We start from the raw sequence: 20,750 nt of genomic DNA, 5'->3' as shown, positions 1-20,750 counted from the left end.
TCTCCGGAAGTTCCTCTGTACGAGGGTTGGTCAGGGCCAGCCGCAGGCCGCTGGCGGCGTAGCAGGCTCGTGAGCGCCGGTAGGTGCTCGTCGGGCGCGAACTGGCCGACGCGGCCATCGGCACCGCCCACTCGACGCTCATGGAGCCGGGCGAGACGTTCACCGGCATCGACATCCGGGCGGCGTTCCTGCGGCCGGTGTGGAGCGGTCGTCTCGTCGCCACCGCCCGGCCCGCGCACCGGGGGCGGACGATCACGCATGACTCGTGCGAGATCCTGCGGGCCGACGGCGAACCCGCCGCCATGGTCACCAGCACCGTGCTGACGCTGCGCGGCGAGCAGGCGACCGGCCGGTGAAAAAAAACGGACCCGTCGGGACGGCCCGGACTGTGCCACCAAGTCCGGGAGAGTCCCGACGGGTCCTGACTTAGACGCTACCCCGCTTCCAGCCTTTGAGCTGGCCCGTTACTGAGAACTGTCAAGAACGGTCAGACGGCCAGGAGTTTGCGGGCCTCCTCTCCCTGGAGGTCGGCGGCCGTCCCTGCGTGGACGACATGACCTCCGTCGAGGATCACGTAGCGATCGGCCAGTCGCATGGCCAGGTCCAGGTACTGCTCCACGAGCAGGACCGCGATCCCGGACGCGTGCAGCGCCTCGATCGACTCCTCGATCTCGATGATGATCGACGGCTGGATGCCCTCGGTCGGCTCGTCGAGGATCAGGAGCTTCGGCCTGGTCACCAGGGCCCGTGCGATGGCGAGTTGCTGCTGCTGACCGCCGGACAGGAAACCTGCCTTGCGTTTCAGCAGCGGTTTGAGGCGGGGGAACACGTCGAGCGCCTCATCGAGCGCCGACTGCGGGTTCCCGGACGCCTCCAGCGTCACCAGCAGATTGCCGAGGACGCTGAGCTGGGGGAAGGTCTCGTGGCCCTGGGGGACGTACCCCATGCCGAGCTTGACCCTCTCGTGGGGCTTCATCTTCGTGACGTCGCGGTCTTCGAAGGTGACCGTCCCGGCGGTCGCCGGGATGACGCCCATGATCGTGTTGAGCAGGGTGGTCTTGCCGACCCCGTTGCGCCCCATGACGCAGACGAGCTGCCCCGGTTCGACCGTGAGGCCGACGCCGAAGAGCACCCGGGCACGGCCGTAGCCGGCCTCCAGACTGTCAACCGACAACATCGTGTGCGGCCTCCTCGCGCGCGCGACCCAGATAGACCTCTTGTACCCGCGGATCGGCGCGCACCTCGTCCACCGAGCCCTCTATCAGGAGTTTTCCCTCGTGAAGCACGGTAACGGTCGAGGCATAACGTCTGAGGAAGTCCATGTCGTGCTCGATCACGATGACCGTGTGGTCCTTGGCGATCTCGGTCAGCAGGTCGCCGGTCCTGACGCGCTCCTCCGACGACATGCCGGCGACGGGTTCGTCCAGCAGCAGGAGCCGGGGACCCTGGGCGATCAGCATGCCGATCTCCAGCCACTGCCGCTGCCCGTGCGAGAGCACTCCCGCCTTGCGCGACGCGAGATCGGTGAGCTGAGTCGTCTCCAGCGCCTGCTCGACCTTCTCCGTCACGCCCTTGCGCCGGGTCAGCAGCGAGACCAGCGGCTTGCGGAACGACGCGGCCAGGTCGAGGTTCTCCAGGACGGTCAGCTCCTCGAAGACCACCGAGGTCTGGAAGGTGCGCCCGATCCCGAGCCGCACCCGCTGGTGCTCCCGCTTGCCGTTGACGACCGTGCCGTCGAAGCTCACGGTCCCCGTGGTCGGCTTGGTCAGCCCGGTGATGATGTCGATCAGGGTCGTCTTCCCGGCGCCGTTCGGGCCGATCAGGAAGCGGAGTTCGCCGTGGTCGACGGTGAAGTTCACCCCGTCGAGCGCCCGGAACCCGTCGAAGACGACCGAGACGTCGCGGACCTCCAGCAGCGCCGTCATGCCGCCACCTCCTTCTTCCGGCCCGCGACCGACTCGCGCACCGACGAGATGATGCCGACGATGCCCTTCGGCGCGAGACCGATGACCAGGATGAACAGCGCGCCCTGGAGGTAGAGCCAGGCGTCGGGCAGTTCCTCGCTGAAGTAGGTCTTGGCGTACCCCATCAGCACCGCGCCGAGCACCGCGCCGACGAGCACGAACCGCCCGCCGACCGCGACCGCGACCACCAGTTCGAGTGACGGTACGACCCCCAGCAGCGCCGGCGAGATGATCCCGACGATCGGCACGAACAGCGCCCCCGCGATGCCCGCCATGACCGCCGAGAGGGTGAACGTGATCGTCTTCACGGTGGCCGGGTTGTAGCCGAGGAACCGCACCCGGTCCTCGCCGTCCCGTACCGCGAGAAGGAGCCGCCCGAACCGGGAGCGCTGGAGCTGCCAGACCGCGATGAACAGGATCCCGAGCACGATCGCCACGGTGAAGTAGAGCCCGCGCTGGGTCGAGTCGGCCGCGACGTCCTGGCCGAAGACCTCGAAGAAGTTGGTGAGGCCGTTGGTCCCGCCGGTGAGCCCCTGCTGGCCGACCAGCAGGATGACCATCGCGGCGGCCAGGGCCTGGGTCAGGATCGCGAAGTAGGCGCCCCGCACCCGTTGCCGGAACACGAGCGTGCCCAGCAGCCAGGCCACCGCCCCGGGCACGATCACCACCATGGCTATCGCGAACACCGGGTTGCGGAACGGCTCCCACAGGGCGGGCAGCGTCTCGACGCCGCTCCAGACCATGAAGTCGGGCAGGCCGTCCCCGGCGTCGTTGAGCTTGAGGTGCATGCCCATCGCGTAGCCGCCGAGGCCGAAGAACACCCCCTGCCCGAGGGTCAGCATGCCGCCCTGGCCCCAGGCCAGGCCGATGCCGAGGGCGACGATCGCGTACGTGAGGTATTTGGCCAGCAGCCCCAGCCGGAACGGCTCCAGCACCAGCGGCATGACCACCAGGCCGATGATCGCGACCACGGCGAACAGGGCGGGCCCGCGCCAGTCGCGCGGCTCCTTGACGGGGGCCTCGGTGACGGGAGGCTTCTCGAGCGTGGCTGTCATGTCAGCGCCCTAGATCGGAGAACGAACAGGCCCTGCGGCCGGAACTGGAGGAAGGCGATGATCACCGCGAACACGATGACCTTGGCCAGGCTGGCGTTGGTCCAGAACTCCGCGTACGAGTTCAGCAGCCCCAGCGCCGCGGCCGCGATGACCGCGCCGCGCAGCTGCCCGAGCCCGCCCGCGACGACCACCAGGAACGCGTCGACGATGTAGTAGGTCCCGAGCGTCGGCCCGACCGGCCCGATCAGCGTCAGCGCGACGCCGGCGATCCCGGCGAGCCCGGATCCGATGAAGAAGGTGAGCTGGTCGACCTGCCCGGTGTTGATCCCGCTGGTCGCGGCGAGCTGCCGGTTCTGCATCACGGCCTGCATCCGCCGCCCGAGGGCGGTCCGGTTCATGTAGACCCAGATCCCCACCACCGAGCCGACCGCGAGCAACAGGATGAACATCCGGTTGTACGGCATCGGCCCGAACGTCCCCTGCAGCCAGGTAGGCGAGAGCACCTGCACGTTCGGCGCCCCGAACAGGTCACGTGCCACCTGCTGCAGGACGAGGGAGACACCCCAGGTCAGCAGGAGTGTGTCGAGCGGCCGTCCGTAGAAGTGCCGGATCGCCGCCCGTTCGAGGATCAGCCCCATCAGCCCGGCCACCACGAACGCCACCGGCAGCGCCACCAGCACCGCGTTGCGGCCGGCGAAGTCCTGCAGCAGATAGGCCGTGTACGCCCCGGCCATGATGAACTCGCCGTGGGCCATGTTGATCACGCCCATCTGGCCGAACGTGAACGTCAGGCCGAGCGCGATGAGCAGCAGAACCGCCGCGATCGACAGCCCGATCGGCAGCTGGTTGAGGATTCCCTCCACCCTGCCCCCTTTCTGGAAGTACGGTCCCGGGGCGCCGCGCCGGCGCCCCGGGAAGCGTTGTCAGGAGGCGAGGCTCCCGGCCCACGGATACGTCTTCAGGTAGGGGTCGGGCTTGATCGGCTCACCCGAGTTCCAGACCTCCTTGATCAGGCCGTCGGGCTGGATGATCCCGATCCGGGCCGTCTTGTACATGTGCTGCGTCTCGCCGTCGATGGTCACCAGGCCCTCGGGACGCTCCAGCGCGATGCCGCCGGACGCCTTCTTGACCGCCTCGACCTCGACGGTGCCGGCCTTCTTGGCCGCCTCGGCCCACAGGTAGACCGCGTTGTAGCCGGCCTCCATCGGGTCGGAGGTGACCTTGGCGGCGCCGTACTTGGCCTTGAAGGCGGCGACGAACTTCGAGTTCGCCGCGTTCTCGGTGGTCTGGTAGTAGTTCCAGGCCACCGGGTGGCCGACGATGTTGTCGATGCCGATTCCGGTGACCTCCTCCTCCGCGACCGAGACGGAGAGCACGGGCATCGATTCGGCGGTCACGCCGGCGCTCTTCAATTGCTTGAAGAAGGCCACGTTGCTGTCGCCGTTCAACGTGTTGAAGACCGCGTCCGGCTTCGCCTGAACGACCTTGTTGGTCAAAGTCGAGTATTCGGTGTGGCCCAGCGGGGTGTATTCCTCACCGAGGACCGTCATTCCGTTGGCGGCGGCGTAGGCCTTGATGATTTTGTTGGCGGTCCGCGGGAAGACGTAGTCGCTGCCGACCAGGAAGATCTTGGTCTTGCCCTGTTCCTTCAGGTAGTCCAGACCCGGGATGATCTGCTGGTTGGTGGTGGCGCCGGTGTAGAAGATGTACGGGGACGACTCCAGGCCCTCGTACTGAACCGGATACCAGAGCAGCGCCTTGTGCCGTTCGAAGACCGGGAGCATCGCCTTACGCGAGGCGGAGGTCCAGCCGCCGAAGACGGTGGCGACCTTGTCCTGGCTGATCAGCTTGTTCGCCTTCTCGGCGAAGGTGGGCCAGTCGGAGGCACCGTCCTCGACCACCGGTTCGAGCTTCTTGCCGAGCACGCCGCCCGCGGCGTTGATCTCCTCGATCGCGAGCAGCTCGGCGTCGCGGACCGTGACCTCGCTGATGGCCATCGTGCCGCTCAGCGAGTGCAGCAGACCGACCTTGATGGTGCTGCCGCTCGCGGCATCGCCACCGGTCGCGCTCTCGGTCGCCTCACCACCACAGGCCGCGAGAACAAGCACCAGGCCCGCGGCTGCGGCAGTCCGTAAGAATGCGTAGCTCAATGCATTTCCTCCTTGCCAGTACGGCCCCCGCACCGACCCATCTGCCGCAAAGGTGATCGAGTGCGATTTCCCGGGAAAATCGGGAAGGTTAATAGCCGATTACCGAAACTTCACCCAATCAATGAACGAGCCGGATCGCGCTATCATCGATCTGAGGGCCAGAAAGTTCGGAAACGCTGCCGTCATCGTGCGGAAACGCCATTGAAACCGATCTTTCTTAGGGTCCGGCCATGCGGCTCACCCCACACGAGCAGGAACGCCTGCTGATTCACGTCGCGGCGGGCGTCGCGCGCGACCGGATGGACCGCGGTCTTCGGCTGAACCATCCGGAGGCCACCGCGATCATCGCCTCCTTCCTGCTCGAGGGAGCCCGCGACGGACAGACCGTCGCCGATCTCATGGACGCCGGCCGCAAGGTGCTGCGCCGTCAGGACGTCATGGAAGGGGTGCCGGAGATGCTGGACTCCGTCCAGATAGAGGCGACCTTCCCCGACGGCACCAAGCTCGTCACCGTCCACCACCCGATCTCATGACGGTTCCCGGAGAGATCGTTCCCGGCACCGTGCCCGTCCCGCTGAACCCGGGGCGCGAGCGGGTGACCGTGCGCGTGGTGAACACCGCCGACCGGCCCATCCAGGTGGGCTCCCACTACCATTTCGCCGCCGCCAACCCGGGGCTGGAGTTCGACCGCAAGGCCGCCTGGGGTCACCGCCTCGACATCGCGGCGGGCACCGCCGTCCGGTTCGAGCCGGGCATCGAGCGCGACGTCACCCTGGTGCCCATCGGCGGGAACCGGGTCGTGCCGGGCCTGCGCTCCGAATGGGCCGGCCCTCTCGACGGGAGCCCGCATGCCTGAGATCACCAGAGCGCGCTACGCCGCCCTCTACGGCCCGACGGTCGGCGACCAGATCCGCCTGGCCGACACCGACCTGTTCATCGAGGTCACCGAAGACCTGGCCATGGGCCCGGCCGGGTCGGGCGACGAGGCGGTCTTCGGCGGCGGCAAGGTCATCCGCGAGTCGATGGGCCAGGCCCGCGCCACCCGCGCCGAGGGCGCCCCCGACCTCGTGATCACCGGGGCGGTGATCCTCGACCACTGGGGCATCGTCAAGGCCGACATCGGCGTCCGGGACGGGCGCATCGTCGCCATCGGCAAGGCCGGCAACCCCGACACGATGGACGGCGTCCACCCCGACCTGGTCATCGGCCCGTCGACCGAGATCCTGGCCGGGAACGGCAAGATCATCACAGCCGGGGCGGTCGACTCCCACGTCCACCTGATCTGCCCGCAGATCGTCGACGAGGCCCTGGCCAGCGGCGTCACCACGATCATCGGTGGCGGCACCGGCCCGGCCGAGGGCACCAAGGCGACCACCGTCACCGGGGTCTGGTACCTGGCCCGCATCCTGGAGGCGATGGACGGCATGCCCGTCAACGTCGCCCTGCTCGGCAAGGGCAACACCGTCAGCGAAGAGGCGCTGCTGGAGCAGCTCAGAGCGGGCGCGTCGGGCTTCAAACTGCACGAGGACTGGGGCACCACCCCCGCCGCGATCGACGCCTGTCTGAAGGTCTGCGACGCGACCGGCGTGCAGGTCGCCATCCACACCGACACCCTCAACGAGGCCGGTTTCGTCGAGTCGACCCTGGCCGCCATCGCCGGTCGCAGCATCCACGCCTACCACACCGAAGGCGCCGGAGGCGGGCACGCACCCGACATCATCAAGGTCGCCGGGGAGCGCAACATCCTCCCCTCGTCGACCAACCCGACGCGCCCCCACACCGTCAACACCCACCACGAGCATCTCGACATGCTCATGGTCTGCCACCACCTGAACCCGTCGATCCCCGAAGACCTGGCCTTCGCCGAGTCCCGCATCCGCCCGACGACGATGGCCGCCGAAGACGTCCTGCACGACCTGGGCGCCATCTCGATGATCGGCTCCGACTCCCAGGCGATGGGCCGCGTCGGCGAGACGATCATCCGGACCTGGCAGACCGCCCACGTCATGAAGAAGCGCCGAGGCGCCCTTGCGGGCCCGGCCGACAACCTCAGAGCCCGCCGGTACGTCGCCAAATACACCATCAACCCGGCGATCGCCCACGGCCTCGACGCCGAGGTCGGCTCGGTCGAGGTGGGCAAACTGGCCGACCTGGTGCTGTGGAGCCCCGCGTTCTTCGGCGTGAAGCCCGACCTGGTCGTCAAGGGCGGCATGATCGCCTACGCCCAGATGGGCGACGCCAACGCGTCCATCCCGACCCCGCAGCCGGTCCTGCCGCGCCCCATGTTCGGCGCCTACGGCGCGGCGCCCTCGCAGACCTCGGTCCACTTCGTCGCCCCGCTGGCCCTCGAAGGCGACCTCGCCGACCGGCTGAGGGTCAACCGGCGCTTCGCCGCCGTGGCCGACGTGCGGTCACGGGGCAAGGAGTCGATGCCCCTCAACGACGCCCTCCCCGACATCGACGTCAACCCCGACACCTTCGCCGTGAAGATCGACGGCGAACTGATCGAACCGGCCCCGGCCGAGGTCCTGCCCATGGCCCAGCGCTACTTTCTCTTCTAAGGATGCCGATGCACGGGTCGCCGACAGGTGGGATGCCGAACCAGGGCGCGGCGACGCATGGCCTGGCCGCCCTCCTGCTGCTCGCCGACTCGCGGCTGCCCGCGGGCGGCCACGCCCACTCGGGCGGCGCCGAGGAAGCCTGCCGCGCCGGCCTGATCACCGGTGCCGACGACCTGTCGCGGTTCCTCCGGGGCCGCCTGGCCACTGCGGGCCGGGTGGCGGCCGCCTTGGCTTGGTCCGCCTGCTCGGCATCGGCTTCCTGGGAGCTCCTGGACGCCGAGGCCGACGCCCGGATCGCGTCTCCCGCACAGCGGCAGGCCAGTCGCACTCAGGGCCGCCTGCTGGTCAGAACCGCTCGGAGGATCTGGCCGTCCGCAACGCTCAATGACCTCGCGAAGGCCCTACCCGAAGGCTCCCACCATCCGATCGCGCTCGGCGTCGCCGCCCAGGCCGCCGGGTGCACACCAGACCAGGCCGCGATGGCGGCCGCGTACACGTCCGTCACCGGCGCGGCCACGGCCGCGGTGCGGTTGCTGGGGCTCGACCCCGTGACCGTCCACCGGGTCCTGGCCGAGCTGCCCTACGACTCGGTCATCGCCGAACAGCACGACTGGTCAGCGCTACCCGCGCACGCCGCCCCCGCTCTCGATCTGCTGGCTGAACAGCACCTACGTACGGAGGTAAGGCTCTTTGTCAGCTAACCACGATGACCACCACGAGGCGCCCGACGGGCACAACCGGGCGCTGCGCCTGGGCATCGGCGGCCCGGTCGGGAGTGGCAAGACCGCTCTCGTCGCGGCGCTCTGCCGGAGCCTCGGCCCCTCGCTGCGGCTGGGTGTGGTGACGAACGACATCTACACGACCGAGGACGCCGACTTCCTGCGCAGGGCAGGCGTCATCGACCCCGCCAGGATCACGGCCGTGCAGACGGGCTGCTGCCCGCACACCGCGATCCGTGACGACATCGCCGCCAACATCGACGCCGTGGAAACCCTGGAGGAACGCTTCGGCCCTCTCGACCTGGTGATCGTCGAGTCGGGCGGCGACAACCTGACCGCGACGTTCAGCCGGGGTCTGGCCGACAAGCAGATCTTCGTCCTGGACGTCTCGGGCGGCGACAAGGTCCCCCGCAAGGGTGGCCCCGGAGTCACCTCGGCCGACCTGCTCGTGGTCAACAAGACCGATCTGGCGCCCATGGTGGGCGCCGACCTGACGGTCATGTCCCGCGACGCGGCCAAGGTCCGCGACGGCAAACCGGTTCTGTTCACCTCCATCCGCGAGGACAAGGGCGCCCACTCGGTCGCCGAATGGGTCGTCGGCATCGTCGGCTCCTGGCAGCACGAACACGGCACCCCCCACTCGCACAGCTACCTATCGTGACCAAAGCGCTGGTCCGGGCCCGTGCGGTCCTCCGCACGGGTCTGGACGACCGTGGCCTCACCCGGCTCGAAACCATGCGCTCCGCCCCCCCGCTGACCCTGCGCCAGACGGCCCGGGGCGAGATCCACCTGGTCTCCACCGGCGCCGGCCCCCTGGGCGGCGACCACCTCCGCCTCGACGTCGAGGTGGCCGAGAAAACCTCCCTGACCGTCCGCTCCATCGCTAGCACGCTGGTGCTCCCCGGCACCGGCCGCTCACTGATGGAGATCCATGCGTACGTGGCCTCCGGCGCCACCCTCGTCTTCGCCCCCGAACCGACGGTCCTGGCGGCGGGCTGCGACCACATGATGACGACCACCGTCCACCTGGCCGAAGACGCCGCCCTGTTCTGGCGCGAGGAGATCGTCTTCGGCCGCCACGGCGAGAAGCCCGGCCGCTGCCACTCACGCTTCGACGCGTCGATCGACGGCCGCCCCCTGCTCCGCCAGGAGTTCGTCGTCGGCGACCCGGACATCGACGGCAGCCCAGCGGTGTTCGGCGACGCCCGCTGCGTCGGCAGCACCCTGATTACGGCCGGCCGCGCCCACGACACGTCCTCGGCCGAAACGACGCCGGCCGAACCGAAGACCGAACTCAGAGAGGCCGAAGTGGCCGAGGGGGTCGCGGTGCTCCCACTCGCCGGTCCCGGCACTCTCGTCTCCGCGCTCGGCCGCGACGCGGTCGAACTCCGTCAGCGGCTCTCGTGGGGCGAGAGCCGCGTTCTCCCCTAAGGTGGAGAGGTGGCAGCCGCACATCCCCCCACACCGGAGCGAAGCGGGACAAGCGCCTTACTGGGTCTGGCCTTGGTCGTCGCGGGGCTCGCCCTCGCCGTCACGGGCGTACTGCCCTGGGCCGGGATCAGCGCCACCTTCGGGGTCATCAACGCCGACCTGACCACCGTCCACGGAACCGAAGACGGGGCCGGCTGGTGGGTGATGGGCTCGGGCGTCGTCGCCGCCGGGCTCGGCGCGCTGGGGATATCGCGCAGCCGGATCATCACCGGCATGGCCATTCTGCCGGGCGCGATCGCGGCGTTCTCGCTGGCCATGTTCCTGGCCAGACCCCATGGGTTCGACCGGCTGACGATGGCCATTCCGGGCCTCGTCGAGGTCGAACCCACGATCTTCTACGGCTGGTTCGCCGGTCTCGGTGCCTCGGTCGTGGTGGCGGCGCTGGCCTGCCTCGCGCTCGCCGGGCGCCGCGTCAAGGGCCGGCCCGATCAGTCGTAGAAGCCCAGCCGGCGCAGCTGCTTGGGGTCGCGCTGCCACTCCTTGGCGACCGATACCCGCAGGTCGAGGTAGACGCGGCTGCCGAGCAGCGCCTCGATCTGGTGGCGGGCCCTGCTGCCCACGTCTTTCAGCCGGCTGCCCTTGGGACCGATGATGATGGACTTCTGGGAGTCCCGCTCGACGAACAGGTGGGCGTAGACATCGAGAAGATCGTCGCGACCCTCACGGGGGCCCATCTCGTCGACCACCACGGCGATCGAGTGGGGCAGTTCGTCGCGCACGCCCTCGAGCGCCGCCTCGCGGATCAGCTCGCCGACCAGGATCTGTTCGGGCTCGTCGGTCAGGTCGCCGTCGGCGTAGAGGGGCGGCGACTTGGGCAGCCGGGCGATCAGCAGGTCGGCCAGCAGGTCGAGCTGGTCGTTTCCGACCGCCGAGACCGGGATGATCTCGGCGAACTCCGCGATCTGCGACACCGCGAGCAACTGCATGGCCACCTGCTCGCGCGAGGCCAGGTCACACTTGGTGACCACGGCGATCACCGGCGTCTTCTTGACCGCGGCGAGCTTCTCGGCGATGAACCGGTCGCCCTTCCCGATCGGCTCGTTGGCCGGGATGCAGAACCCGAGCACGTCGACCTCGGTCAGCGTGGCGAGCACCAGGCTGTCGAGCCGCTCCCCCAGCAGGGTGCGGGGCCGGTGCAGACCGGGGGTGTCGACGATGACGAGCTGGGCGTCGGGCCGGTGGACGATGCCGCGGATCACCCGGCGGGTCGTCTGGGGCTTGGATGAGGTGATGGCGACCTTGGTGCCGACCAGGGCGTTCATCAAGGTCGACTTGCCCACGTTGGGCCGCCCCACGAACGCGGCGAACCCCGCGCGGAACTCGGACACCCGCTTGTCAGACATAGCGGCCTTTCAGGGAACCGTCGCCGCTCGCGTGGAACAGGATGGCGTTGCCGAGGTCTCCCACCGCGCCCAGATCCTCTTGGGACGGTTCCTCCGCGTCGTTGACCAGCGCGGCGGCCTCCAGGCCCTGGGCTCCGCTCGACACCGCCATCGCCACCGCGACCTGCACGGCGGTCAGCCGCAGCGAGGGCAGGTTCACGTCGGTCGCCACATAGGTCCGGCCGGTCTCGTCACGGACGGCAGCGCCTTCGGCGGTGCCGTTCCTGGCCCGGGCCGACCGGGCCAGGGTGAGAATCTTTTCGTCTTCAGGGTCGAGCGTCACAGGTCAAGGGTAGCGACCTTGCGGGACACCAATCGGGCCAGTTCCTCGGTGGTCCTGGCGTCGGGCCCGCTCATCCCCGCGTTCACCAGCCCGATCACGGCCCCGCCCTGACGGGCCACGATCAGATGCATCTCGTACGGATAGCCGCCGACCCGCCCGACCAGGCGGCGCGCGATCCCGCCGCCTTCGAGGAGTTTCTCCGGCACCGCGAGCGGGGCCACGGTGAGCCGGTTGACCTCCCCGGCGGTCTGGTCACGGGCGGTGGTGCACTTGCGAGAGGCCTTGACCAGGGCGTCCATCTGGTCGGCGGCCTCGCGGGCGCCGTACAGGGCGAGGGAGACGGCGGCCGTCTGGCCGACGCCTTCACCCAGGTAGGTCGCGGTGGCCGTGGCGGTCAGGCCCTTGCGGGCCGGGCGGCCGGACATCAGGTTGAACAGGCGGCGGCACTCCTGGACGACCGGTTTGAACGGTTCCTCCCAGCCGGGCCGCGAGCGGGTGGCGAACCCGCGCGGGATCTCGTCGAGATCGGCGAGCACCGCCTTGATCTTGAGCGCCTGTGGAGTGGTGCGGGCGTCGCCAATGGGCGCGGAGCCACAGGCGGCCGCGGCGGTGAGCAGACAACAGGCGACCGTGAGTCTCGCCAGGCGCATTCCAGGTTCCCCTCGTCGATCTCCCCCGGGCTTCATTCCCGGGCCAGAAATACGACAACCACCTGGCCGAAAACATCATTAGGGGGCTCTCGCCGGACGAGAGCCCCCTAATCGATGATCCCCCTCGGACCAGCCGGTGCGCCGCGAACCCCTCCCGGCGCACCGATCGACCCCTTTGTTCGGCGCCCCGAACCCCTCCCGAGCGCCTTGAGAGAAGAATGCACCGGATGACTTGCAAGTCGCTTAAAGAACGCTTGCGGAGAATCGCCGTGTCGGATGCAAGACACACCCAAGCAGGTGAGAGCATTCTTGGCACGTGACATCCGCACCAACTCACGGCCGCCGCCTCCTTCTTGAGTACGTCGGCAACGCCCGTCTCATGTCCCTGTCCGCCGTCGACGGCGACGGGGCACCGGCGATCCTCCCCCTGCCCTTCCGCGCGGCCTTCGCGCCGGATCGGCTCATGTTCATCGCCCACCGGGAGCGCCCCCTGGTCGCCGGTCTGGCCGCACGACCGAAAGTGGCCGGCTCGATCATCGCAGGCCCCGGGCAGGGCGTGACCTTCGCCGGCCTCACCACTGTCGCGGAATCACCGGGCCCGGGGCGCCTGGCCCCGGGCGAGCAGCTCTACCGGATCGACGTCACCGAGTGGTTACTCTTCGACGAGAACGCGGCCGAATTCCGCGTCCACCCAGTCAGGAGTTAGACCCGGTCAGTGCCGCGCCACCGCCTCGTCGTCGACCCGCCGGACCACCACCGTGCTGATCCGGTTGCGGCGGCCGGCCAGTTCGTCGGCGGTGAGCCGTAGCCCGGCCACCGTCGCCTCGGAGCCCGCGATCGGCACCCGGCCGAGCGACTGGGCCAGCAGGCCGCCGACGGTGTCGACGTCCTCCGACTCGATCTCGGTATCGAACAGCTCCTCCAGCTCCCACACCGCCAGCCGCGCGGTGACCCGGACGGCGCCGTCGTCGAGGTGCTCGACGCGGGGGGCCTCCTGGTCGTATTCGTCGGCGATCTCACCGACGATCTCCTCGATGACGTCTTCGATCGTGACGAGTCCGGCGGTGCCGCCGTATTCGTCGATCACGACGGCCAGGTGGATCTGCCGGGCCTGCATCTCGCGCAGCAGGTCGTCGATGGGCTTGCTCTCGGGGACGTAGGTCGCCGGGCGCATCAGCTCCTCGACCGCGCCCTCGTCGTCGCCGGTCTCCTGGATGCGGCGGACGATGTCTTTCAGGTAGGCGATGCCGATGACGTCGTCCTCGTTCTCGCCCGTCACCGGAACGCGGGAGAACCCGCTGCGCAGTGCCAGGGACAGCGCCTGTTCCAGGGACTTGTGGCGTTCGATGAAGACCATGTCGGTGCGCGGCACCATGACCTCGCGCACGAGCGTGTCGCCCAGCTCGAACACCGAGTGGATCATCTCCCGTTCGTCGGGTTCGATCACCCGCCGTTCTTCGGCCAGGTCGACCAGGTCGCGCAGTTCGGCCTCGGAGGTGAACGGCCCTTCGCGGAAACCCTTGCCGGGGGTGACCGCGTTGCCGAGCAGGATCAGCAGAGTGGGCAGCGGCCCGAGGATCCGGGTCAGCCCGTAGACGATGGGCGCCCCGGCCAGCGCGATGTGCTCGGCGTGCTGCCGGCCGAGGGTGCGCGGGGAGACGCCGACGATGACGTAGGCGATGACGATCATGGCCCCGGCCGCCGCCGCGTAGGCCTGGCCCGTGTCGCCCAGCCAGTCGATGAACAGCAGGGTCGCGACGACGGTCGCGCCCAGCTCACAGCTCATCCGCAGGAGCAGCAGCAGGTTCAGGTAGCGAGGGGGGTCGGCCACGATGGCCTGGAGGCGGTTCGCGCCGCGGCGTCCGTCTTTGACGAACTCCTCGGCGCGCACGCGAGAGATTCGGGTGAGCGCGGTCTCCGCGCTCGCGAGCAGGCCGCCGCCGACGATAAGGGCGACGGCCGAGATCAACCAGCCGTTACTCATGATCCTTAGGGGGCTGACTTACGCCACGACTCGAGCAACTCACCCTGGAGGCCGAACATCTCGGCGTGCTCCTCCGGCTCGGCGTGGTCGTAACCCAACAGGTGGAGGATGCCGTGGGTGCACAGCAGGTCGAGTTCGTCTTGCGTGGAGTGGCCCGCCTCGGCGGCCTGCCTGGCCGCCACCGTCGGGCACAGCACGACGTCGCCCAGCAGGGCGGGGTCGGGCGAGGTGTCGTCGCTGCGGCCCTGGCCGGGCCGGAGTTCGTCCATGGGGAAGGCCAGCACGTCGGTGGGGCCGGGCTCGCCCATCCACTGTTCGTGGAGGGCGGTCATCGCGGCCTCGTCGACGACCAGGATCGACAGCTCCGCGAGGGAGTTGATGCCCATCTGGCCGAGCACATGGGCGGCCAGGGCGACGAGACGGTTCTCGTCGACCTCGGCGCCGGACTCGTTGTTGACCTCGATCGTCATCGTCGCCCCCTGGGCCGGTTGCCGGTGACCGCGCGCGGGTCGGACGCGACCGCGGCGTCGTAGCGCCCGTAGGCGTCGACAATCTGGCCCACCAGCTTGTGGCGGACCACGTCGGCGCTGGTCAGACGACTGAAGTGGATGTCGTCGATGCCGTCGAGGATGCCCTGGACCACCTTGAGGCCGCTGTCGGTGCCGCCGGGGAGGTCGATCTGGGTGACGTCACCGGTGACCACGATCTTGGAGTTGAAGCCGAGGCGGGTCAGGAACATCTTCATCTGCTCGGGCGAGGTGTTCTGGGCCTCGTCGAGGATGATGAAGGCGTCGTTGAGCGTGCGGCCGCGCATGTAGGCCAGCGGCGCGACCTCGATCGTGCCCGCCGCCATCAGGCGCGGGATCGAGTCGGGGTCGAGCATGTCGTGGAGGGCGTCGTAGAGCGGCCGCAGATAAGGGTCGATCTTCTCGTAGAGCGTTCCGGGCAGGAAGCCCAGCCGCTCACCGGCCTCCACGGCCGGACGGGTCAGGATGATGCGGTTGACCAGTTTGTCTTGCAGGGCCTTCACGGCCTTGGCCATCGCCAGGTAGGTCTTGCCCGTTCCGGCGGGGCCGATGCCGAACACGACCGTGTGCTTGTCGATCATGTCGACGTAGTTCTTCTGGTTGACCGTCTTCGGGCGGATTGTGCGCCCGCGTGAGGAGATGATGTCGAGCGAGAGCACCTCGGCCGGCCGGCCGTTGCTCTTGCGCAGCATGGACACGCTGCGCTCGACCGCGTCGGGGGTCAGCTGCGCCCCGGCCCGGACGAGTTCGACCAGCTCCTCGAACAGCCGGACCACGACACCGCTCTCGTCGGGGGACCCGGTGATGGTGATCTCGTTGCCCCGCACATGGATGTCGGCCCGGAAGCTCTTCTCGATGACCCTGAGGAGCTCGTCACGCGAGCCCAGGATGCTGATCATCGAGTGCTCGTCGGGGATCACGACCTTGGCGTGGGTCTTCTGTGTTGCGCGCGTCTCGGACATGGGCGGCCTCGTCGGGCCTGCTCGCCTCCCTATTTCCGCTGTCAATGGTAGCCCTCCGCTATCCCATCTGGAGCGTGAGCGGTGCCCCGCCCAGCAGGTGGAGATGGGCGTGGAACACGCTCTGCCCCGAATCGGGCCCGGTGTTCAGGATCAGCCGGTAACCCGAATCGGCGATGCCCTCGGCGACCGCGACGGCCTTGGCCGTTTTGATCACGTCGTCGGCGAGCCCAGCCTCCGCCAACTCACCGGCGTCGCGCACATGGTTTTTCGGTACGACCAGAACATGCGTGGGGGCGTGGGGGTTGATGTCACGGAAGGCAAGGGTGGTGTCCGTCTCGTGAACGACCGTCGCGGGTATCTCACCGGCCACGATTGCGCAGAACAAGCAATCATTCTTCACGGGGGAAGCCTAGCGTTGCCAATCGGTAATCCCCGGATTGTCCCGGGCAAAGATCTGCCCGGATAGGGTTTATGTGCGACACTGCACCGTCAACCAATCCCTGTGTCGGGCGAGGACACAACTGGGTCATGCCCCCTAATGATTCGGAAGAACGTAAACCCTCTGGCAAGGACGAGCGTCCTACTGATGTGACCACCGAGACCCTCGTGGCCGACAGGTCGCTGGGCACGGTGCCCGTCGGGTGGGATGCCGACGTGGCCGTAACGGCGCTTTACAGCGCCCATTATCGGTCACTTGTGCGTCTCGCCGTGCTGCTGGTCCGTGATGTGGCCAGCGCCGAGGAAGTCGTTCAAGACGCGTTCGTCGCCATTCATGGCGCCTGGCGCAGGCTGCGCGACCCCGACAAGGCACTTGCCTACCTGCGACAGTCGGTCGTCAACCGTTCGCGCTCCGTGCTGCGTCATCGAGCCGTCGTGGAGAAGTACGCCCCCAAGGGCCTCCCCGACGCTCCGAGTGCCGAGAACGGCGCCATTGGCGAGCTTGAGCGCAGCGCGGTGATCGATGGGCTACGCAACCTGCCCCAGCGGCAGCGCGAAGCTCTGGTCCTGCGCTACTACGGCGACCTTTCCGAGGCCGAGATCGCCCACGCCATGGGCATCTCCAAAGGCGCGGTGAAGAGTCACACCGCCAGAGGCATGGCCTCACTACGTTCAGTGCTGGAGAAGTTCTCATGACCATCCCCCCCGACGAGCACGGCGACCTCCTCCGCCGTGTGATGCGCGCGGAGGCGGACTCGGTCGTGCCGTCTCCCGACGGACTGGAGATCATCCGTCACCGCATCGAGAACCGCGGTCTGCGCGGTCTCCTGTGGTGGCGCATAGGTGCGTCCGTGGCCGCCGCCGCCCTGGTGGCCGGAATCGTCGTCGTCTCCGTCCCCCAGTTCCGGGAGAGCGTGGGCGTCGAAACCGTCGGCAACGAACCCGGGCAGTCGACCCCGGCGGGCGAGCTGCCCTCGTCCGACTCGACCTTCCAACCCCCGCCGGCACAGTCGGAGCCCGGCATCTCGATCACCACCCAGAATCCGACCCGGCCACCCGAGACGCCGGCGCCCGCTTCGTCGATCGTCCCGTCTCAGCCCGCCGTCGTCCCCTCGGCCGAGCCGTCGTCCGACCCGTGCCTCACGCACGAGCCGACGCCGACCCCGGGCCAGAACGCCACGGCCAAGTGCCCGACGGAAGAGGCCAACCCGACCGCGGGCACCGGTCCGAAGCCGAAACCGAGCGCGACCAAGACCCCCAGCAAGCCGTCCCCGACACCGACGGCCGATGCGCCCTCCCCGACCCCCACGGGCTGCGGAGACACCTGCGAGACCCCGACGGCCGACCCGACCCCCACGGAGACACCGTCGACGACGGTGGAGGTCTCGACCCCGGCGTCCTAAGTCTCAGGCTTCATCGGAGCGGGCCCCTCGGAACGTGCCAAGCGCACCCGAAGGGCCCGCTTTCGTTTTCCGCGGACGTGAATGAATGCCTTTCCGGTGAACAACGCTGTTTCCGAATTGCCGGGCGCGGGCTACCAGCGGCCGGTTCGGGTCAGCAGGACCGCCGCCGCCGCGACGCCCGCCGTCGAGGTGCGCAGGACCGTGGGCCCCAGGAGGGCCGGCACCGCGCCGGCGGCCTGGAAGCGGGTGATCTCCTCGTCGGAGACGCCGCCCTCCGGCCCGACCACCACGACGATGTCGCCCTTCTCCGGCAGATCCAGGCGCGAAAGAGGCTCGGCCGACTCCTCGTGGAGGACGACCGCCAGGGCCGCGGACTCCAGCAGGGCCGCCACCTGGTTCGTGGACGCCAGGTCGAGAACCTCCGGCAGGTGGAAGCGGCGGGCCTGTTTGCCCGCCTCACGGGCCGTCGAGCGCCACCGGGCCAGCGACTTCGCCGCGCGGTCGCCCTTCCACTGGGTGATCGACCGGGAGGCCGACCACGGGACGATCGCGTCGACTCCGGCCTCGGTCATCATCTCCACGGCCAGTTCGCCCCGGTCGCCCTTCGGCAGGCCCTGCACGACCACCAGGCGCGGGGAGGGCGGCGGGATCTCGTACACGCGCAGGACCGTGAGGTCGAGGTGGTCCTTGCCGGCCGTCTCGACCGTGCACTCGGCCACCGTGCCGGCGCCGTCGGTCACGTCGACGCGTTCTCCGGCCGTGATGCGGCGCACGGCGGCGGCGTGACGGCCCTCGGGCCCGCCCAGCACGAGACGCGGGCCCGGCGAGATCTCGCCCAGGAAGACGGGAACGGTCATCGGAACTCCCGGAGCGTGGAAACCCCGCCGTCGAAGTTTGGCGGGCGGCCGACGTTGAGAACGAGAACCCCCTCCCCGAAAAGGGAGGGGGTCAGGTCAGCGGCCGTTAAAGGCGTCTTTTAGGCGGGAGAAAAAACCCTGTTGCCCCGGTGCGAACTTGCCGGGCGGGCGTTCCTCTCCCCGCAGCTGCGACAGTTTGCGGAGAAGTTCTTCCTGCTCGACGTCGAGCTTCATCGGCGTCTCGACGCTCACGTGGATCAGCAGGTCGCCCCGGCCGGTCTCGTTGAGGCGCTGCACGCCCCGCGCGTAGAGGGGGATGACCTGGCCCGACTGGGTGCCGGGACGGACGTCGATCTGCTCGGCGCCGTCGAGGGTCTCCATGGTCAGGGAGGTGCCCAGAGCGGCCGCCGTCATGGGGATCTGGACGGTGCAGTGGAGGTCGTCGCCGCGACGTTCGAAGGTCGCGTGGGGACGCTCGACGATCTCCAGGAACAGGTCGCCGGGCGGCCCGCCACCGGGGCCGACCTCGCCCTCACCGGCGAGCTGGATGTGGGTGCCGTCTTCGACGCCCGCCGGGATGCGGACCTTGATGGTCCGGCGGGTGCGGACCCGGCCGTCGCCGGAGCACTCCTGGCAGGGGTGGCGGATGACGCTGCCGAAGCCGCCGCACTGGGGGCAGGGCCGCGACGTCATGACCTGGCCCAGGAAGGAGCGGGTCACCTGGGAGACCTCACCCCGGCCGTGGCACATGTCGCAGGTGTCGGGGTGGGTGCCGGCCGCCGCGCCGGAGCCGGTGCAGACCTCGCAGAGGATCGCGGTGTCGACCACGAGCTCGCGGGTCGTGCCGAAGCCCGACTCGGCCAGGTCGAGTTCGACCCGGATCGTCGCGTTACGGCCGCGCCGCGCCCTCGAACGGGGGCCTCGGGCGGCGGAAGCCGTACCGAAGAAGGCGTCCATGATGTCGCTGAAGGGGAAACCCGCGCCGAAGCCCGCCGCGCCGCCGCCGGCGCCGCCGAAGGGGTCGCCGCCCATGTCGTGCATCTGGCGCTTCTGGGGGTCGGAGAGCACCTCGTAGGCCGCGGTGATGTCCTTGAAGCGTTCCTGCGTCGCCGGGTCGGGGTTGACGTCGGGATGCAGCTCACGGGCAAGACGGCGGTATGCCTTCTTGATCTCTTCCTGGCTGGCGTCGCGGCGTACGCCGAGGGTGGCGTAATAGTCCTTGGCCACTTATGACCCCGCCAGGATCTGGCCGACATAGCGCGCGACCGCGCGCACCGCACCCATCGTCACCGGATAATCCATTCGCGTCGGGCCCAGCACTCCGAGCCGGGCCAGTTCCTTGTCGCCCGAACCGTATCCGGCGGCCACGATCGAGGTGCCGCGCAGACCGGTGTAGGGGTTCTCCGAGCCGATCCGGACGGTCAGCTCGGACAGATCGTCGGTCTCGCCGAGGAGACGCATCAGGACGACCTGCTCCTCCAGAGCCTCCAGGACGTCGCGCAGCCCGATGGTGAAATCGGCGGCGGCGAGGTTGGCGGCCCCGGCGAACACGATCTTCTCTTCATGCCGTTCGACCAGGGTCTCCAGGATCACAGAAAGGATCGTGGCGGCCACCGGCCGGTCTTCGGGGGACAGATGTTCGGGCAGGGCGGCCACGGTCTCGGGGACCTTGGCCAGACCACAGCCGTCGAGCGCCGCGTTGAGCACGGCGCGCAGATGGGACACCCGGTCGTCGGCGATCACTTCGGGCAGATCGACCACCCGCTGCTCGACACGGCCGGTGTTGGTGATCAGGACCAACATGACCCGCGTGTCGGCCAGCGGCACGATCTCCACGTGGCGGACCGTCGAGCGGGTCAGGGAAGGATACTGGACGACCGCGACATGCCGGGTCAGCTGCGCGAGCAGCCGGACGGTCCGGGTGACGATCTCGTCGAGGTCGAGCGTGCCGGCCAGGAAGGTCTCGATGGCCCGCCGTTCGGCGCCGGACAGGGGCTTGACCTGGGACAGCCGGTCGACGAACAGCCGGTAGCCCTTGTCGGTCGGGACCCGCCCCGCGCTGGTGTGGGGCTGGTGGATGTAGCCCCCGTCTTCGAGGGCCGCCATGTCGTTGCGGATGGTCGCCGGCGAGACGCCGAGGTTGTGCCGGTCGGCGAGTGCTTTGGAACCCACGGGCTCGTGGGTGGAGACGTAGTCTTCGACGATCGCCCGCAACACCGCCAGCTTCCGGTCGTCAAGCACGGTCTCACCTCCCTGGCACTCTGTGTTCCCGAGTGCCAAGTGTACGGCCACCACTCCCAAGGTGCGATGACACGGCCGGGACG

26 protein-coding genes are annotated in these 20,750 nt (G+C 69.0%); 11 read left to right on the top strand and 15 right to left on the bottom strand.

Annotated features, from left to right (window positions below):
• The first annotated feature begins 83 nt into the window (after positions 1 to 83).
• A complete protein-coding gene (locus tag AW272_RS16210) occupies positions 84 to 356 on the top strand; it encodes a PaaI family thioesterase (protein ID WP_218010912.1) in 273 nt (90 codons plus the stop codon).
• Between the two features lie 131 nt (positions 357 to 487).
• On the opposite strand, the gene urtE is transcribed toward AW272_RS16210, so the two are convergent.
• From urtE to urtA, 5 genes are read right to left on the bottom strand one after another with little or no spacing between them, the layout of a single operon-like run.
• Entirely contained in the window at positions 488 to 1,177 is a 690-nt protein-coding gene (urtE, locus tag AW272_RS16205) for an urea ABC transporter ATP-binding subunit UrtE (protein ID WP_066365374.1), read from the bottom strand.
• Entirely contained in the window at positions 1,164 to 1,925 is a 762-nt protein-coding gene (gene urtD, locus AW272_RS16200) for an urea ABC transporter ATP-binding protein UrtD (RefSeq protein WP_066365369.1), read from the bottom strand. Before urtD ends, urtE begins: the two co-directional genes overlap by 14 nt.
• Positions 1,922 to 3,019, bottom strand: coding sequence for an urea ABC transporter permease subunit UrtC (urtC, locus tag AW272_RS16195; RefSeq protein WP_083958368.1), 1,098 nt, complete (start codon positions 3,017 to 3,019; stop codon positions 1,922 to 1,924). The genes urtD and urtC overlap by 4 nt, the downstream gene beginning before the upstream one ends.
• Positions 3,016 to 3,882 (bottom strand): urea ABC transporter permease subunit UrtB, encoded by an 867-nt coding sequence (urtB, locus tag AW272_RS16190; protein WP_066365368.1) that lies wholly within the window; start codon positions 3,880 to 3,882, stop codon positions 3,016 to 3,018. The genes urtC and urtB overlap by 4 nt, the downstream gene beginning before the upstream one ends.
• A 60-nt stretch (positions 3,883 to 3,942) precedes the next feature.
• Positions 3,943 to 5,169, bottom strand: a complete 1,227-nt coding sequence (gene urtA / locus AW272_RS16185) for an urea ABC transporter substrate-binding protein (protein ID WP_066365364.1) — start codon at positions 5,167 to 5,169, stop codon at positions 3,943 to 3,945.
• A gap of 230 nt (positions 5,170 to 5,399) precedes the next feature.
• Here urtA and AW272_RS16180 point away from each other — a divergent pair, with 230 nt between their 5' ends.
• From AW272_RS16180 to AW272_RS16150, 7 genes are read left to right on the top strand one after another with little or no spacing between them, the layout of a single operon-like run.
• Positions 5,400 to 5,702 carry an urease subunit gamma gene (locus AW272_RS16180; protein WP_066365360.1) on the top strand — a complete coding sequence of 101 codons (303 nt, stop codon included), beginning with the start codon at positions 5,400 to 5,402 and terminating at the stop codon, positions 5,700 to 5,702.
• Positions 5,699 to 6,025: an urease subunit beta gene (locus AW272_RS16175; protein ID WP_066365353.1), complete on the top strand. Its 327-nt coding sequence runs from the start codon at positions 5,699 to 5,701 to the stop codon at positions 6,023 to 6,025. Before AW272_RS16180 ends, AW272_RS16175 begins: the two co-directional genes overlap by 4 nt.
• A complete protein-coding gene (locus tag AW272_RS16170) occupies positions 6,018 to 7,730 on the top strand; it encodes an urease subunit alpha (protein ID WP_066365351.1) in 1,713 nt (570 codons plus the stop codon). Before AW272_RS16175 ends, AW272_RS16170 begins: the two co-directional genes overlap by 8 nt.
• 32 nt (positions 7,731 to 7,762) lie before the next feature.
• On the top strand, positions 7,763 to 8,431 hold the full coding sequence (locus AW272_RS16165; RefSeq protein ID WP_066365346.1) for an urease accessory protein UreF: 669 nt from the start codon (positions 7,763 to 7,765) through the stop codon (positions 8,429 to 8,431).
• The gene (gene ureG / locus AW272_RS16160; RefSeq protein ID WP_066365344.1) at positions 8,421 to 9,110 is read left to right on the top strand and encodes an urease accessory protein UreG; all 690 of its coding nucleotides are present in this window, start codon (positions 8,421 to 8,423) and stop codon (positions 9,108 to 9,110) included. The genes AW272_RS16165 and ureG overlap by 11 nt, the downstream gene beginning before the upstream one ends.
• Positions 9,107 to 9,880 (top strand): urease accessory protein UreD, encoded by a 774-nt coding sequence (locus tag AW272_RS16155; RefSeq protein WP_066365338.1) that lies wholly within the window; start codon positions 9,107 to 9,109, stop codon positions 9,878 to 9,880. The genes ureG and AW272_RS16155 overlap by 4 nt, the downstream gene beginning before the upstream one ends.
• Positions 9,881 to 9,889: 9 nt before the next feature.
• A complete protein-coding gene (locus AW272_RS16150; RefSeq protein ID WP_157518578.1) occupies positions 9,890 to 10,378 on the top strand; it encodes a hypothetical protein in 489 nt (162 codons plus the stop codon).
• On the opposite strand, the gene era is transcribed toward AW272_RS16150, so the two are convergent.
• The 3 genes from era to AW272_RS16135 are packed head-to-tail and all read right to left on the bottom strand — an operon-like array spanning position 10,369 to position 12,255.
• On the bottom strand, positions 10,369 to 11,283 hold the full coding sequence (era, locus tag AW272_RS16145; protein ID WP_066365334.1) for a GTPase Era: 915 nt from the start codon (positions 11,281 to 11,283) through the stop codon (positions 10,369 to 10,371). The two genes, AW272_RS16150 and era, sit on opposite strands and share 10 nt — an antisense overlap.
• Entirely contained in the window at positions 11,276 to 11,605 is a 330-nt protein-coding gene (locus AW272_RS16140) for a cytidine deaminase-like protein (protein ID WP_066365332.1), read from the bottom strand. Before AW272_RS16140 ends, era begins: the two co-directional genes overlap by 8 nt.
• Positions 11,602 to 12,255: a hypothetical protein gene (locus AW272_RS16135; protein ID WP_066365329.1), complete on the bottom strand. Its 654-nt coding sequence runs from the start codon at positions 12,253 to 12,255 to the stop codon at positions 11,602 to 11,604. The genes AW272_RS16140 and AW272_RS16135 overlap by 4 nt, the downstream gene beginning before the upstream one ends.
• A 316-nt stretch (positions 12,256 to 12,571) precedes the next feature.
• On the opposite strand from AW272_RS16135, the gene AW272_RS16130 reads away from it, so the two are divergent.
• A complete protein-coding gene (locus AW272_RS16130) occupies positions 12,572 to 12,961 on the top strand; it encodes a pyridoxamine 5'-phosphate oxidase family protein (protein WP_157518577.1) in 390 nt (129 codons plus the stop codon).
• Positions 12,962 to 12,967: 6 nt separating this feature from the next.
• Here the strand turns inward: AW272_RS16130 and AW272_RS16125 are convergent, their stop codons facing one another.
• The 4 genes from AW272_RS16125 to AW272_RS16110 are packed head-to-tail and all read right to left on the bottom strand — an operon-like array spanning position 12,968 to position 16,113.
• Positions 12,968 to 14,239 (bottom strand): hemolysin family protein, encoded by a 1,272-nt coding sequence (locus AW272_RS16125; protein ID WP_066365325.1) that lies wholly within the window; start codon positions 14,237 to 14,239, stop codon positions 12,968 to 12,970.
• A 5-nt stretch (positions 14,240 to 14,244) separates the two neighbouring features.
• Entirely contained in the window at positions 14,245 to 14,709 is a 465-nt protein-coding gene (gene ybeY / locus AW272_RS16120; RefSeq protein WP_066365323.1) for an rRNA maturation RNase YbeY, read from the bottom strand.
• The gene (locus tag AW272_RS16115; protein ID WP_066365321.1) at positions 14,706 to 15,728 is read right to left on the bottom strand and encodes a PhoH family protein; all 1,023 of its coding nucleotides are present in this window, start codon (positions 15,726 to 15,728) and stop codon (positions 14,706 to 14,708) included. Before AW272_RS16115 ends, ybeY begins: the two co-directional genes overlap by 4 nt.
• 58 nt (positions 15,729 to 15,786) lie before the next feature.
• Positions 15,787 to 16,113, bottom strand: coding sequence for a histidine triad nucleotide-binding protein (locus tag AW272_RS16110; RefSeq protein WP_245657572.1), 327 nt, complete (start codon positions 16,111 to 16,113; stop codon positions 15,787 to 15,789).
• A gap of 143 nt (positions 16,114 to 16,256) precedes the next feature.
• Here AW272_RS16110 and AW272_RS16105 point away from each other — a divergent pair, with 143 nt between their 5' ends.
• Together AW272_RS16105 and AW272_RS16100 are read left to right on the top strand one after the other, a co-directional pair.
• Complete coding sequence (locus AW272_RS16105; protein ID WP_245657571.1) at positions 16,257 to 16,862, top strand: SigE family RNA polymerase sigma factor; 606 nt, start codon at positions 16,257 to 16,259, stop codon at positions 16,860 to 16,862.
• On the top strand, positions 16,859 to 17,569 hold the full coding sequence (locus AW272_RS16100; RefSeq protein WP_066365315.1) for a hypothetical protein: 711 nt from the start codon (positions 16,859 to 16,861) through the stop codon (positions 17,567 to 17,569). The genes AW272_RS16105 and AW272_RS16100 overlap by 4 nt, the downstream gene beginning before the upstream one ends.
• A 131-nt stretch (positions 17,570 to 17,700) precedes the next feature.
• On the opposite strand, the gene AW272_RS16095 is transcribed toward AW272_RS16100, so the two are convergent.
• The 3 genes from AW272_RS16095 to hrcA all read right to left on the bottom strand — a co-directional run bounded on the left by AW272_RS16095 (position 17,701) and on the right by hrcA (position 20,667).
• Positions 17,701 to 18,426: a 16S rRNA (uracil(1498)-N(3))-methyltransferase gene (locus AW272_RS16095; RefSeq protein ID WP_066365312.1), complete on the bottom strand. Its 726-nt coding sequence runs from the start codon at positions 18,424 to 18,426 to the stop codon at positions 17,701 to 17,703.
• 96 nt (positions 18,427 to 18,522) lie between these two features.
• Positions 18,523 to 19,653: a molecular chaperone DnaJ gene (gene dnaJ, locus AW272_RS16090; protein ID WP_066365310.1), complete on the bottom strand. Its 1,131-nt coding sequence runs from the start codon at positions 19,651 to 19,653 to the stop codon at positions 18,523 to 18,525.
• The gene (gene hrcA, locus AW272_RS16085) at positions 19,654 to 20,667 is read right to left on the bottom strand and encodes a heat-inducible transcriptional repressor HrcA (protein WP_066365307.1); all 1,014 of its coding nucleotides are present in this window, start codon (positions 20,665 to 20,667) and stop codon (positions 19,654 to 19,656) included. It abuts the gene before it with no gap.
• Between the last annotated feature and the right edge of the window lie 83 nt (positions 20,668 to 20,750).

The organism is Herbidospora mongoliensis, assembly GCF_001570545.1.
Lineage (GTDB): Bacteria > Actinomycetota > Actinomycetes > Streptosporangiales > Streptosporangiaceae > Herbidospora > Herbidospora mongoliensis.
This window is presented reverse-complemented; position numbering and strand designations above follow the sequence as displayed.

Coding starts and splice junctions, on each gene's coding strand:
- urtE (WP_066365374.1), bottom strand. CDS start 1,177: ATGTTGTCGGTTGACAGTCTGGAGGCCGGCTACGGCCGTGCCCGGGTG.
- urtD (WP_066365369.1), bottom strand. CDS start 1,925: ATGACGGCGCTGCTGGAGGTCCGCGACGTCTCGGTCGTCTTCGACGGG.
- urtC (WP_083958368.1), bottom strand. CDS start 3,019: ATGACAGCCACGCTCGAGAAGCCTCCCGTCACCGAGGCCCCCGTCAAG.
- AW272_RS16180 (WP_066365360.1), top strand. CDS start 5,400: ATGCGGCTCACCCCACACGAGCAGGAACGCCTGCTGATTCACGTCGCG.
- AW272_RS16175 (WP_066365353.1), top strand. CDS start 5,699: ATGACGGTTCCCGGAGAGATCGTTCCCGGCACCGTGCCCGTCCCGCTG.
- AW272_RS16170 (WP_066365351.1), top strand. CDS start 6,018: ATGCCTGAGATCACCAGAGCGCGCTACGCCGCCCTCTACGGCCCGACG.
- AW272_RS16165 (WP_066365346.1), top strand. CDS start 7,763: ATGCCGAACCAGGGCGCGGCGACGCATGGCCTGGCCGCCCTCCTGCTG.
- era (WP_066365334.1), bottom strand. CDS start 11,283: ATGTCTGACAAGCGGGTGTCCGAGTTCCGCGCGGGGTTCGCCGCGTTC.
- AW272_RS16135 (WP_066365329.1), bottom strand. CDS start 12,255: ATGCGCCTGGCGAGACTCACGGTCGCCTGTTGTCTGCTCACCGCCGCG.
- AW272_RS16125 (WP_066365325.1), bottom strand. CDS start 14,239: ATGAGTAACGGCTGGTTGATCTCGGCCGTCGCCCTTATCGTCGGCGGC.
- ybeY (WP_066365323.1), bottom strand. CDS start 14,709: ATGACGATCGAGGTCAACAACGAGTCCGGCGCCGAGGTCGACGAGAAC.
- AW272_RS16115 (WP_066365321.1), bottom strand. CDS start 15,728: ATGTCCGAGACGCGCGCAACACAGAAGACCCACGCCAAGGTCGTGATC.
- AW272_RS16105 (WP_245657571.1), top strand. CDS start 16,257: ATGCCCCCTAATGATTCGGAAGAACGTAAACCCTCTGGCAAGGACGAG.
- AW272_RS16100 (WP_066365315.1), top strand. CDS start 16,859: ATGACCATCCCCCCCGACGAGCACGGCGACCTCCTCCGCCGTGTGATG.
- AW272_RS16095 (WP_066365312.1), bottom strand. CDS start 18,426: ATGACCGTTCCCGTCTTCCTGGGCGAGATCTCGCCGGGCCCGCGTCTC.